The sequence below is a fragment of the Klebsiella sp. K4 genome, from assembly GCF_014596785.2.
In the GTDB taxonomy this organism is placed as follows: domain Bacteria; phylum Pseudomonadota; class Gammaproteobacteria; order Enterobacterales; family Enterobacteriaceae; genus Klebsiella; species Klebsiella pneumoniae.
On sequence record NZ_CP115021.1, the window covers coordinates 3942273 to 3955771 of the forward strand.

The window sequence follows — 13499 nt, forward strand, 5'->3', positions numbered from 1 at the left end:
CCGGATGCCCGCGCCATCACGCGCCGATCAGACTCTCCAGAGGAATGCCGAACTGTGCGTGAAGCCGGCGAATCATCGGGAGCGTCAGGTTGCGCGTACCATTGAGAATTTCATACACGCGATTCGATTTACCAATCGCCGGCTCCAGATCTTTGACGGTCAGCCCCTGCTGCTCCATGCGAAACTTGATCGCCTCTATCGGCGTCGGCGGCTCGATGGGATAGTGCTTTTTTTCATATTCAGCAATCAGCAGGCACATCACCTCAAAAAAATCCCCTTCCGGCGTGTCCGGCGCAGGTTCATTATCAAAAAAAGGTTCAACCGCGCGTAACGCGGCCTCGTAATCTTGTTCAGTGCGGATAGGCTTCACATTCATCATTTACTTCCTCTCTATCGTCTCAGCGTTTATCTCGTCATATTCCTTATGCGAACCGATAAACTTAACGAACACCCACCCCCGCAGATAAGCAACGGCTACGATTAACCGGTAATCATTTCCTTTAATGTTGAATACCACCCGCTTATTTTTCAGAATACTTGCGCTGCGGTATTGGTCCTTTATCTCCGCCGGGGTTTTCCAGTCTGCTTTTGTCGCTTCGTCTACCCAGGCCTTTAGCGGTTGTTCAGCGTCGGGATTCTCCGCCCAGAAGTCCCTTAAGGTTTTCACTGAGATTATCTTCATGGGCAGAGACTAGTCCCATTTCGGGACTAAGTAAAGTAAAAGTCCCATATTGGGACTTTAGGGATCAACGTGAGCGTGAGCGACTATTGCAGGCCAAACTGCTGCGCCAGCCGATCGATGGCCTGGCGCTGGAACTGCGCGAACGTGGCGCGCGGCTGCTGCTGTTGAATAAATTCCAGCAGCGGATCCTGGACCTCGGTGCGGATGCCGCTAAGGGCTTCCATCACCGCCAGGCCGCAGAACGGCACGTAGGACTCGGCGTAGCCGCCCTCGTGCACCATCACCAGTTTCCCGCCGCACAGGCGATCCGCCGCCTGCTGGACCTGTTCGGTCATCGCCCGGAAGCTATCGCTGTGCAGCTGCATCCGCGCTAATGGATCCATGGCGTTGGCGTCATAGCCGCAGGCGATGATGATCAGCTCCGGCTCAAAACGCGCCAGCGCCGGAATAACGATAGTTTCCAGCGCATAGCGCCAGCTGTCATCCCCCGCCCCGGCCAACAGCGGAATATTGATGTTGTAACCTTCGCCCGCGCCCACGCCGCGATCGTCCTCGCCGGCGTAGCCCGGCGGGAAGCAGCCGTCCTGATGCAAGGAGATAGTCAGTACGTCGTCGCGCTGCAGGTAGATATGCTGGGTGCCGTTACCGTGGTGAACATCCCAGTCAATGATCGCCACCTTGCCCAGCCCCAGCTGCGCTTTCGCTCGCTCGACGGCAATGGGAATATTGGCGAGGAAACAAAATCCCATCGACTGGTCCGGCAGGCAGTGGTGTCCGGGCGGGCGCGACAGCGAATAGGCGTTATCCAGCTCCCCCTTCAGCACCGCTTCCACCGCCGCACAGGCCAGCCCGGCGGAAAGACAAGCAATTTCATAACTGCCCGGCCCCAGCGGCGCCTCTTTGCCGAGCATGCCGCCGCCGTTATCGCTTATCGCCTTGAAGCGCTCCAGATAGCTGTCGGGGTGGATCCGCCGCAGGTCCTCAAGGCTCGCCGGCGCCGCGCTGCGCAGCGCCAGCTGCGGCGTCAGCCCGGAGACATCCATCAGGTTTTTCATCCGCCGTTTGGTCTCTGGCGATTCAGCATGACCGCCGCCGGCGGGCGGCTGTACCCACCCGCCCACCGGCAGCGTCACCGCGTGCAGACCGGTACTGTGCCAGAAACAACGTTCATCAAAGAAGAAACCGGTTTTTCTTTTCACTCTATCCTCCCGTGGGCTAAGCCTTCCCGGCGGCGGACGCCGCCACAATTAAAATCAGTGACAGCAGCGCGCAGACGCCTGCCGCCGCCAGCAGCGGGTCGGCGCTGGCGAAGTGTTGTAGTAAGGCCCCCGCAAGCGCCGGGCCAGCCGCCATGCCGCCGCCGATCACCAGATTGATGCTGTTCATCAGCCGACCGCTGTTATCGAGCCCGGCCACGCGGGCGAGAATAAAGGGCAGCACGAAGGTCCAGGTGAACTTAAACAGCAGCGCCGCGATGGCGTAACGCACCAGCAGCGGCTGGCCGATCAGCAGCCCAACGCTGACGATCAACAGGCCGTAGCCCAGCCACACCGGTAAACGATCGGCCCGCCGGGTGCCGCGCAGGGCCGCGCCGCCGGCGCCGATAATGCCGCAAACCGTCGCCGCCGCCAGCACCAGACCGACCTGCGTCGGGCTCAGCCCCGCCGCGCTGCCGATGGTGCCGATAAAGGTCCACACGGCGCTAAGGCTGATATAGAAAGTGAGCACCGCCAGCACCGCCAGCGCCTGACGCCACAGCGCCGTCGACGGCTGCTGGCGGGAGACTGAAAGCGGTTGAAAGCGCGGAGGGAAAGCGGATACCAGCGGCAAACAGCAGAGCATGATGGCGGCGAGGATCAGATACACCACCTTCAGGCCAAAGGTCGCGAACAGGCCGGGCAGCGCCAGCAGGCCAAGCATCCCTAACAGCAGTTGCCCGAGCACCCAGAAGGCGTAGACCCGCGACGGGTTCGGCGTTCCGGCCGCGCAGCTGATGCACAAAATCATCAACGTGCCGCCCGCCAGCGAGGCGATAAAGCGCGCCGCCAGCAGCGTCTCGTACTGGGTGACCACCGCCGAGGCGAGGTTGGCGGCCAGAAACACCACCCCGGCCGTCAGGGCAACCCGCCGCCAGTCGAGGCGGCTCATCCACCACCACGCCGGGAGCGTCGCCAGGCTCATCGCCCCCAGCTCCGCTGAGAACAGCCAGCCGATCTGCCCGGGTTTTAGCTGCCATTCGCTGGCCAGCTGCGCCGCTACCGCCGGCGCGGTCATCAGAATACCCGGCGCAATAGCGGCAAAAATCACGATCGCCGCCAGCAAACGCAGGGACACCACCAGCCCGGCGGGCCGGGAAAGCGCATTATCAGTGAGAAGTGTACTCGACATCGTAGGGCGTGCTCCGGTCAAAAAAGCCTCCCCCCGGAGGATCCTCCAGGGAGTGATACCCACAGGCATCAGGAAAACGCCGTGCTGCCACGGCGCGCGCGGGATGCGAAAGTCAGATCACAGATGCAGCGTACGCTGAGCGGCCGGCATCCAGGTTCGGGAAACCAGTTCGGTACGATTGACCACTTCGGTCTTGGCGAAAATATTGCGCAGGTGCGTTTTTACCGTCGAGAGCGAGATATCCAACTGGCGGGCAATCAGCTTATTACTGGCGCCTTCGCGCACCATGCCGACGATTTCCCGCTCTTTCGCCGTCAGGATGGCGGGCAGATCATCTTCTTCCTGCAGGCAGTCGCGAATGGCCAGCTCTACCAGCGGCAGCACCGCCTGGGCCCGCTGGCGCTCTTCGCTGGAGAAAGGCACGTCGCGCATCAGCGAGATACCGGCGACGATCCGCCGCTCGCGGCGGATAAAGATCTCGGTCATGTCGCGCACGTTATTCGGCAACATAAATTCATGATAGTAATGCCGGTTGCGGTCGCAGAGCCGCGGCGTCATCGCCGCCACGGTGGTGTTCTGGTGGCTAAAGTGCGACGGCAGAAGCGGATCCAGCGGCTGAAAGTTTTCCAGATATTGTTGGTGCGTATTATCGGAAATATTATGCAATATATAGTTTTCGGGTTTTAAACGATTATTTACTCGATAAAACACCGCTGAAGTTAGTGGAATTAACTGGGAAATAGTCTGTAAACAACGGGCTATTATCGCATCATTACGGCTGGCTTTTAACAAAGCAGACATGATAGGGCCTCCCCGTCGAGATGATGGTACATGACACATGGATGACTACTGATAATTGAAGCATACATTTCACATTTAAGTAACACAATCATTAACATATTAACAATGTGATAGCCGTTACAAAATTTTCAGCAATACATTGTTATATAAAGCATTTAAAAAACACCCCGGCCATGCTTTACGATAGCGGCGTTAAAACATAAACAAATAAGATTAACACCCGGCGTACCTGCCCCTGGTGATAAAAAAACCCTATTCCCGACGCGTGATTCTCATCCTAAAGAACGATGGATTTTTGTTTTTTTTCACTTATACCCTTAACAGGATGCAATTAATTTTCGCCGCGGCTTAATCATGTGATTACGCCAGACCCGCTGTTGCCAAAATAATATCAACAGCACCGGTCATTAACCGAGGATAAGCCGATGCTGAATATCGCCGCCCTGCGCCAGCAGCAAATTCCGCTGGCCGCTGAGCCGCGCTCGCCGGTGCCGTTTCATATTCTGATGAAGCCGATTGGCCCCGCCTGCAATCTCGCCTGCCGCTATTGCTATTACCCGCAGGACGAAACGCCGGTCAACAAGATGGATGACGCGCGGCTGGAGCAGTTTATCCGCCGCTATATTGCCGCCCAGCCCGCCGGCGCGCGGGAAATCAACTTTGTCTGGCAGGGGGGCGAGCCGCTGCTGGCCGGCCTGAGCTTCTACAAAAAAGCGCTCGCCCTGCAGGCGCGCTATGCCCCCGACGGCGTGACTATCAGCAACAGCCTGCAGACCAACGGGACGCTGATCAACGACGCATGGTGCCGACTGTTCCGCGAACATGCTTTTATTATCGGGTTGAGCCTCGAAGGCAACGAAGCGCTGCAGGACTACCATCGTCCGGATAAACGCCGCCGGTCGACCTGGTCGGCGGCGCTGCGCGGCATTGACCTGCTCCATCAGCATCAGGTGGACTTTAATCTGCTGGTGGTGGTGCATAACGAGATGGCGGCCCACGCGGCGGCGATTTATGACCGGCTGGTCAGCCTCGGCGCGCGCTATCTGCAGTTTCAGCCGCTGATGAGCGAAGGCGCGGCCCTGCGCGAAGGATACCAGCTCAGCGCCGATAACTGGGGGCGTTTTATGGTCGGCATCTGGCGACAGTGGCGGAAGCGCTGCGATAGGGGGCGGGTGTTCGTTATCAATATCGAACAGGCGTGGGCGCAGTATTTCACTCATACCAGCGGCAGCTGCGTGCACAGCGCCCGCTGCGGCAGCAACCTGGTGATGGAGCCCGACGGACAGCTCTACGCCTGCGACCACCTGATCAACGCCGAACATCGGCTGGGCCGCCTTGACGAGCAGACGCTTGCCGCCGCAGTTGACGCCTCGGTGCAACTGCCTTTCGGTCAGCAGAAAAGTCTGCGCCGCGAATGCCAGACTTGCTCGGTAAAAATGGTCTGCCAGGGCGGCTGCCCGGCGCATCTCAACGCCGCAGGCAACAACCGTCTCTGCGGCGGCTACTACCGCTTCTTTAGCGACATCCTCGCGCCAGTACGCCCCTTTTCCCGCGACCTTAATGGCCTGAAGGCCTGGCGGGCCGCGTTTTTTGGGACTGCGCATACTGCGTAGCGCCTTACCCTGATGATATCCCCCTCTGAACAGGAGAGTCAGTCGTGAACAAAAAAGCCATGGCCGCGGCGGTCAGCATGATCCTCGCCGGTGGCGCGCACGCCGCGCAGCAGGAGCGTCCAAACGTCATCGTGATTATCGCCGATGATATGGGCTACTCGGACATCAGCCCCTTTGGCGGCGAGATCCCCACCCCCAACCTGCAGGCGATGGCCGAGCAGGGAATGCGCATGAGCCAGTATTACACCTCGCCGATGTCGGCCCCGGCGCGCTCAATGCTGCTCACCGGCAACAGTAACCAGCAGGCTGGGATGGGCGGCATGTGGTGGTACGACAGCACCATTGGCAAGGAGGGCTACGAGCTGCGGTTGACCGACCGCGTCACCACCATGGCCGAGCGCTTTAAAGACGCGGGGTATAACACCCTGATGGCCGGTAAATGGCACCTCGGTTTTGTTCCCGGCGCCACGCCGAAAGATCGCGGCTTTAACCACGCCTTCGCCTTTATGGGCGGCGGCACCAGCCACTTTAACGACGCAATACCGCTGGGGACCGTTGAAGCCTTCCACACCTACTACACCCGCGACGGCGAGCGCGTCTCCCTACCGGATGATTTTTACTCCAGCGAAGCCTACGCCCGCCAGATGAACAGCTGGATTAAAGCGACGCCGAAGGAACAGCCGGTCTTCGCCTGGCTGGCCTTCACCGCCCCTCATGATCCCCTGCAGGCGCCTGACGAGTGGATTAAGCGCTTCAAAGGCCAGTATGAGCAGGGTTACGCCGAGGTCTATCGCCAGCGCATCGCCCGCCTGAAAGCGCTGGGAATTATCCATGACGATACCCCGCTGCCGCATCTGGAGCTGGATAAAGAGTGGGAGGCGCTAACGCCAGAGCAGCAGAAATATACGGCGAAAGTGATGCAGGTGTATGCGGCGATGATCGCTAATATGGACGCGCAAATCGGCACCCTGATGGAGACGCTGAAACAAACCGGGCGCGATAAAAATACCCTGCTGGTCTTTTTAACCGATAACGGCGCCAACCCGGCGCAGGGATTCTACTACGAATCTACCCCGGAATTCTGGAAGCAGTTCGATAACAGCTATGACAACGTCGGCCGCAAAGGATCATTTGTCTCCTACGGCCCCCACTGGGCCAACGTCAGCAACGCCCCCTACGCCAATTATCACAAAACCACCAGCGCCCAGGGCGGCATCAATACCGACTTTATGATCTCCGGTCCCGGGATCACCCGCCACGGTAAAATCGACGCCTCGACGATGGCGGTGTATGACGTGGCGCCGACGCTATATGAATTCGCCGGCATCGATCCGAACAAGTCGCTGGCGAAAAAGCCGGTGTTGCCGATGATCGGCGTCAGCTTTAAGCGCTATCTCACCGGCGAAGTACAGGAGCCGCCGCGCGGCAACTACGGGGTTGAACTGCATCATCAGGCGGCCTGGGTCGATGGCGAATGGAAGCTGCGACGGCTGGTGCCGCGCGGCCTCACCGCCGGCGACGCGCCGTGGCAGCTGTTTAATCTGCACGACGACCCGCTGGAGACGCATGATGTCGCGGCCGAACATCCCGATCGGGTCAAAGCCATGAGCGAGGCCTACGAGGCATTTGCTAAGCGCACCATGGTAACCAAAGCGCAGGGCAAAATGATCGACTACGTCGGTATCGATAGCAAAACCGGGCGCTATCTGGCGGTCGACCCCGCCACCATGAAGCCGGTGCCTGCGCCGCAGGCGATCCCTGTGAGCGAGATCCATTAACCACCACGGCTATCGTTCTTCCGGGCGATAGCCGGGACCTGACGCGCTTTTTAAGGTAATCGGAAACCCCATTACAGGAGAGTGCGGATGGCGAGAGTCGTGGTGATAACCGGTGGCGGAACCGGAATTGGCGCCGCCTGCGCGCGGCTGATGCGCGCCGCGGGCGACCGGGTGTTTATTACCGGCCGGCGCGAAGCGCCGCTGCAGGCTGTCGCCGATGAGACCGGCGCCACGGCGCTGGTGGGCGATGCCGCCGACGGCGAGGTGTGGCGCCAGCGGCTGCTACCGGCCATCCTCGACCAGACCGGCGGGATTGATGTCCTCATCTGCAGCGCCGGCGGGATGGGCAACAGCCCCGCCGCCGAGACCAGCGACCGCCAATGGCGCGAGGCGCTGGACGGCAATCTCACCAGCGCCTTCGCCAGCGTTCGCGCCTGTCTGCCTTCGCTGATTACCCGCCGCGGCAATGTGCTGTTTGTCGCCTCCATCGCCTCTCTGGCCGCCGGGCCGCAGGCCTGCGGCTACGTCACCGCCAAACACGCTTTAATCGGCCTGATGCGCTCCGTCGCCCGCGATTATGGCCCCCAGGGGGTACGCGCTAACGCTATCTGTCCCGGCTGGGTCACGACGCCGATGGCGGATGAAGAGATGCACCCGCTGATGCAGGCGGAAGGGCTGTCGCTGACTGAGGCTTATCAGCGGGTCTGTCGCGATGTTCCGCTACGCCGCCCCGCCAGCCCCGAGGAGATAGCCGAGGCCTGTCAGTTTCTCTGCTCTCCGCAGGCCGCCATCATCAGCGGCGCTACGCTGGTCGCCGACGGCGGGGCCAGTATCGTCGATGTTCCCACTCTGGCGTTTGCCTAACGCCCTACTCTGTTCAGGAGCCCCTATGACTTCAGAAGCCGTATTTATCCAGGTCGGCGCGCTGGCCGATGGTTTTGCGCCGCACGGTAACCTGCTGGCTACCGCCAGCCTGCCCGCAGGCGAAAACTTTACCTTTTATGTCGCCGGGAGCGAGCCGCAGCAGCTGGTTATCGAAGATGAGCAGACGCTAAGCTGGAACGGCAAGCGCGCCCCCTGGCGGGCGACCGCCCTGCGCCCGGACATTCTGTTTATCGACTTCCTTGACCCGGAGCGGGATAACGCCAGCATTAGCGCGGTATGCAACCTGACGCAGCGCAATGCCACGCTGGTATACGGCCAGCTGCCGGACGAAGCCGCCGCGCGGCTGGACGCCTTCAGCCGGGTAGAACAAGGGTTGCCGCTGACCGCGGTTGAGGCCCGTTTCGTCTTCGCCCGCCTGGATGCCCAGCCGGGGCCGCTGCCGGACTTTACCACCGCGCTGGTCGGCATGCGCAATCAGTACACCTATAGCCCGACCGAGCGCTATGAGCACATCTATCTCAACGACAATTTTTACGCCTGGCAGTGTCTGGACGGCGTGGAAAAGGGGCTGGCGGATGTCGATCGCTGCCATTACGTGCAGGTGGCTGAGGATCTCTATTTGTTCGTCTGGCGGGAGAAAATCATCCCCACGCTGGGGGTGATCCTCATCGATCTGCAGCAGATGCGCACTGACGGCAAGATCATGGGCTATCAGGGCAGCGATTTCGGCGCCCTCAGCAATTTCCCGGTCGGCGCCAGCGCGAAGATCCTCAACGTCACCCGCCATCAGGAATAGTAGGGCGCCGCCGGGCACGCTTTCAGGCACCGCACCCGTCATTTCGCCGGGTGGCGGCTGCGCCTTACCCGGCCTACCGGGGCCTCTCACAGGCTCACACCTCGCAGGCCCGGTAAGCGCAGCGCCACCGGGCGATGCCATCAGGCACAGAGCCGCTTTATTGCCGGGGCCCTCACAGGCTCACACCCCGAAGGCCCGGTAAGCGCAGCGCCACCGGGCGATGCCATCAGGCACAGAGCCGCTTTATTGCCGGGTGGCGGCTGGCGCCTTACCCGGCCTACGGTCCGTAGCAGCCAGCCGTTAACTTACCCACTAGTGCGACTGAAACTGCCGGTGTTGCGGCCTCAACATCGCTGAGACGTTCCCGGAAGGCCGGGGCAGCCCGCATGGATGCGGGCTGAGGGCCGTGTTTTGCACGGACGCTGCCTCGGCCCGACCCGAAGCCTGCAGGGATAAGTCGAAGGCACCGCGCAGCGGCGATGTTGCTGGCCGGAGCCCGGGGGTACAGGGGGCGGCGGCGACTGGCCGCCCCCTGTGCGCTCCCTGCACCTTGACTGCCATAACGCAGACAATTAACCGGGAGCGCAATCGGCCCGGAAGTAACATAGAAGCTGTAGCCCTGCTAAGCGCAGCGTGGGCAGGGACATTTCCGGTTGCGCCGTTATTTTGCCGGGTGGCGGCTGGCGCCTTACCCGGCCTACCGGGACCTCTCACAGGCTCACACCTCGCAGGCCCGGTAAGCGCAGCGCCACCGGGCGATACCATCAGGCACGGAGCCGCTTTATTGCCGGGTGGCGGCTACGCCTTACCCGGCCTACCGGGGCCTCTCACAGGCTCACACCTCGCAGGCCCGGTAAGCGCAGCGCCACCGGGCGATGCCATCAGGCACAGAGCCGCTTTATTGTCGGGTGGCGGCTGGCGTCTTACCCGGCCTACGGTCCGTAGCAGCCAGCCGTTAACTTACCCACTAGTGCGACTGAAACTGCCGGTGTTGCGGCCTCAACATCGCTGAGACGTTCCCGGAAGGCCGGGGCAGCCCGCATGGATGCGGGCTGAGGGCCGTGTTTTGCAGGGACGCTGCCTCGGCCCGACCCGAAGCCTGCAGGGATAAGTCGAAGGGACCGCGCAGCGGCGATGTTGCTGGCCGGAGCCCGGGGGTACAGGGGGCGGCGGCGACTGGCCGCCCCCTGTGCGCTCCCTGCACCATGACTGCCATAACGCAGACAATTAACCGGGAGCGCAATCGGCCCGGAAGTAACATAGAAGCTGTAGCCCTGCTAAGCGCAGCGCGAGCAGGGACATTACCGGTTGCGCCGTTATTTTGCCGGGTGGCGGCTGGCGCCTTACCCGGCCTACGGTCCGCGTCATGTTTAGCCTTCCCCCCTCTCCCGGCCGGGAAGAGGGATTGCCTCAGGCGCTGGCGCCGTCCAGCCGCGCCACTTGCTCCGCGCTCAGGCTCAGCGCCGCCGCGCGGGCAAAACTCTCCACCTGAGCCACGCTGGTGGCGCTGGCGATCGGCGCGGTCACCCCTTCGCGGCCGATCAGCCACGCGAGGGCCACTTCCGCCGGCTTCGCCCCCTGCTCCTCCGCGACCGCCGCCAGGGTATCGATAATTCGCATCCCGCGCGGATTCAGGTACTTACCAATCTTGCCTCCGCGCTGGCTCTGCGCCAGATCCGACGGCTGACGGTACTTACCGGTTAAGAACCCCGAGGCCAGGCTGTAGTAGGTCACCACCCCGATATCGCGGCTGACGCAGAGATCGCACAGCGCGCCTTCAAAGGCGGAGCGGTGGTAGAGGTTATATTCCGGCTGCAGCACCTGCCACGCAGGCAAGCCGCCCTTACGCGCCACCTCCAGCGCCCCCGCCAGCTGCATCGCATCGAGGTTAGAGGCCCCCATCGCGCGGATTTTTCCGGCCTGCTGCAGGCTGTGGAAGGCCTCCAGCGTTTCCGCCACCGGGGTTTGCGGATCCGGCCAGTGGGAGAAGTAGAGGTCGATATAATCGGTATTCAGGCGACGCAGAGAGTCGTCAACCGCCTGTTGGATCCAGGCTTTGCTGAGCCCTTTATGGCCGGGGAGGCCGAGATCGGAGCCGACTTTGGTGAAAATTTTGACTTTATCACGCATGCCGGGGCGCGCCTGTAGCCAGCGGCCGATTATGGTTTCAGATTCGCCGCCCTGGTTGCCCTCCGCCCAGCGGGAATAAACATCCGCCGTATCGATAGCGTCAAAACCGTGGTCAACGAAAGCATCAAGAAGAGCAAAACTGGTTTTTTCATCGATGGTCCAGCCAAAGACGTTGCCGCCAAAGACTAATGGGGCGATGGAAAATCCGGTTTTGCCCAAAGGACGTGTCATCATGCCGAGTACTCCTTAGCTTATATTCTGCTTCCCTCAGGTAACCACAGGGGTCAGGAGAGGAGGTCGATTGGATAATCAGAAAAGGAATCTTACGGCGGGCGCTCCACGCCCGCAGGTACACTCTGACATTATGTCCCGGAATAAACATCAAAGCTAAAATATTTGCCAGCTAATTTTTTATAGGTGCCGTCGGCAAGAATCTTCGCAATCGCGCCGTTAATTTCCTGACGCAGCGCCTCATCGTCTTTACGCAAACCTATCGCCGCCCCGGCGCCAAACAGCGTATCGTCCTGCAGATGGCCGCCGACAAAGGCGAATTCTTTACCCTGCGGCTGCTGCAGGAAGCTGTAGTCGGCCATCATCCCGGAGAGCACCGCGCCGTCGATGCGCCCCGACTCCAGGTCACGCACCACGCTATCGGCCCCCTGGTAGGCCACAATGTTTATCCCCTGCGGCCGCCAGTGCTGGTTAACATACGTCTCCTGCGCCGAGCCCTGCTCCACGCCGATGGTTTTGCCCTTCAGCTGTTCCGGCGTATTGCCTTGCAGGGTATTTTTACGCGCCACGAGGAACACCGGCCCGTTATACAACTTGTCGCTAAAGGCAATCTGCGCTTTGCGCTTCTCGGTCATGTACATCCCGGAAAGGATCGCGTCGAATTTACGCGCCTTCAGCGCCGGGATAATGCCGTCGAAATTGCTTTCCACCCACACGCATTTCGCCTGCAGCTGCTGACAAATGGCGTTGCCTAAATCGATATCAAACCCCGCCAGCTTGCCCTGCGGATCTTTCCATTCAAACGGCGCGAAAGTCGGGTCGACGCCGAAGCGGATCTCCTTTCCCCCTTCGGCCAGCGCCGACGTCGACGCCATTAATGCCAGCCATAGCAACAGTGATTTTTTCATTCGCGTTCTTCTCCAGAGATTAGCGACAGTGTTTTTCCACCAGACGGGCGAACAGCGTCGCGCCGATGGTGATAATGTCATCGTTAAAGTCGTAGCCGGGGTTGTGCACCATGCAACCGCCCTTCTCCCCTTTCTCGCCATTGCCGAGCAGGAAGTAGCTACCAGGGCGTTCACGCAGCATAAAAGCGAAATCCTCGCTGGCGTTCATCGGCGAGACCGACTCCAGGACCCCTTCGCGGCCAAACACCTCCAGCGCCAGCGCCCGGGCGAAATCGGTCTCTTCAGGACTGTTGGTTAATACCGGATAGGAGTCGTAAACCTCCACTACGCTGCTGGCGCCATAGCTTTTAGCGGTAAAGTCAGCGAGCTCGTGAATACGCTTGATCAGCAGGTCGCGGATTTCCGGCTTCATCGCCCGCACGCTCAGCTCCATCACCGCGCTCTCCGGAATGACGTTGGAGGCGATACCGGCCTGGAAGGTGCCGACGCTGACCACTGCCGTTTCCCCCGGCGGCACGTTGCGCGCCACAATGCTCTGCAGGGCCATCACCAGCGCCGCACCGGCGACGATCGGGTCGACGGTGCGCTCGGGGTGGGCGCCGTGGCCGCCGTAGCCGGTAATCGTGATTTTGACGGTGTCCGCCGAGGCCATGAAGTTACCGGCGTAGAAGCCCAGCTTGCCTACAGGCAGGCCTGGCATGTTGTGCAAGCCAAAGATGCGTTCGCAGGGGAACTGCTCGAACAGGCCGTCTTTAATCATTAAATCCGCGCCGCCGATAGCCTCTTCCGCCGGCTGAAAAATCAGATGCACCGTGCCGTTGAACTGACAGGCCGGCGAGGCGATATATTTCGCCGCCGCCAGCAGAATGGTGGTGTGACCGTCATGGCCGCAGGCGTGCATTTTTCCTGGCGCCGTGCTGGCCCAGGGTAAACCGGTGGTTTCCTCGATCGGCAGGGCATCCATATCGGCGCGTAAACCGATGGTGCGCGGAGAATCGCCTTTGCTCAGGCTGCCGACCACGCCGGTCTTGCCGAGACCGCGCGTCACCTGATAGCCCCACTCCGTCAGCTTGCTGGCGACCAGTTCGCTGGTATTAAACTCTTCAAGACTTAATTCCGGATTGGCATGTAAATAATGACGGATAGAAATCATTTCCGCTTCCGTCGCTTTAATTTCTGGAATTACATAATCACTCATGCCGCTCTCCGGGAAATAAATTAAGGACTTATCACGGTATCGCGATGAAAAGTTTATGCAAGCAGCATTTCTAATACCTGGAATGGACG

General features: G+C 60.6%; 12 protein-coding genes. 4 read left to right on the plus strand and 8 right to left on the minus strand.

Annotation, left to right across the window (positions count from 1 at the left end; genetic code table 11):
* Positions 1-16: 16 nt before the first annotated feature.
* From IB144_RS19570 to IB144_RS19590, 5 genes are all read right to left on the minus strand, one after another.
* Entirely contained in the window at positions 17-379 is a 363-nt protein-coding gene (locus IB144_RS19570; RefSeq protein ID WP_004178885.1) for a helix-turn-helix domain-containing protein, read from the minus strand.
* The gene (locus IB144_RS19575) at positions 380-682 is read right to left on the minus strand and encodes a type II toxin-antitoxin system HigB family toxin (RefSeq protein ID WP_004178884.1); all 303 of its coding nucleotides are present in this window, start codon (positions 680-682) and stop codon (positions 380-382) included.
* 83 nt (positions 683-765) lie between these two features.
* Positions 766-1881 carry a class II histone deacetylase gene (locus IB144_RS19580; protein ID WP_004178883.1) on the minus strand — a complete coding sequence of 372 codons (1116 nt, stop codon included), beginning with the start codon at positions 1879-1881 and terminating at the stop codon, positions 766-768.
* Between the two features lie 16 nt (positions 1882-1897).
* Positions 1898-3070: an MFS transporter gene (locus IB144_RS19585; protein ID WP_064163610.1), complete on the minus strand. Its 1173-nt coding sequence runs from the start codon at positions 3068-3070 to the stop codon at positions 1898-1900.
* Between the two features lie 117 nt (positions 3071-3187).
* Positions 3188-3871: a LuxR family transcriptional regulator gene (locus IB144_RS19590; protein ID WP_002892774.1), complete on the minus strand. Its 684-nt coding sequence runs from the start codon at positions 3869-3871 to the stop codon at positions 3188-3190.
* Between the two features lie 425 nt (positions 3872-4296).
* On the opposite strand from IB144_RS19590, the gene IB144_RS19595 reads away from it, so the two are divergent.
* The 4 genes from IB144_RS19595 to IB144_RS19610 all read left to right on the plus strand — a co-directional run bounded on the left by IB144_RS19595 (position 4297) and on the right by IB144_RS19610 (position 8943).
* Positions 4297-5484, plus strand: a complete 1188-nt coding sequence (locus tag IB144_RS19595; RefSeq protein WP_065888888.1) for an anaerobic sulfatase maturase — start codon at positions 4297-4299, stop codon at positions 5482-5484.
* A gap of 44 nt (positions 5485-5528) precedes the next feature.
* Positions 5529-7262, plus strand: coding sequence for an arylsulfatase (locus IB144_RS19600; RefSeq protein ID WP_004893684.1), 1734 nt, complete (start codon positions 5529-5531; stop codon positions 7260-7262).
* Between the two features lie 87 nt (positions 7263-7349).
* Entirely contained in the window at positions 7350-8126 is a 777-nt protein-coding gene (locus IB144_RS19605; protein WP_062920875.1) for an SDR family oxidoreductase, read from the plus strand.
* 25 nt (positions 8127-8151) lie between these two features.
* The gene (locus tag IB144_RS19610) at positions 8152-8943 is read left to right on the plus strand and encodes a MoaF C-terminal domain-containing protein (protein WP_009484102.1); all 792 of its coding nucleotides are present in this window, start codon (positions 8152-8154) and stop codon (positions 8941-8943) included.
* Between the two features lie 1410 nt (positions 8944-10353).
* Here the strand turns inward: IB144_RS19610 and IB144_RS19615 are convergent.
* The 3 genes from IB144_RS19615 to IB144_RS19625 form a co-directional block, all read right to left on the minus strand.
* Complete coding sequence (locus tag IB144_RS19615; RefSeq protein ID WP_023159589.1) at positions 10354-11307, minus strand: aldo/keto reductase; 954 nt, start codon at positions 11305-11307, stop codon at positions 10354-10356.
* Between the two features lie 128 nt (positions 11308-11435).
* Positions 11436-12212: an ABC transporter substrate-binding protein gene (locus tag IB144_RS19620; protein ID WP_002892707.1), complete on the minus strand. Its 777-nt coding sequence runs from the start codon at positions 12210-12212 to the stop codon at positions 11436-11438.
* Between the two features lie 19 nt (positions 12213-12231).
* Positions 12232-13410: a M20 aminoacylase family protein gene (locus IB144_RS19625; protein WP_004176999.1), complete on the minus strand. Its 1179-nt coding sequence runs from the start codon at positions 13408-13410 to the stop codon at positions 12232-12234.
* Positions 13411-13499: the final 89 nt, after the last annotated feature.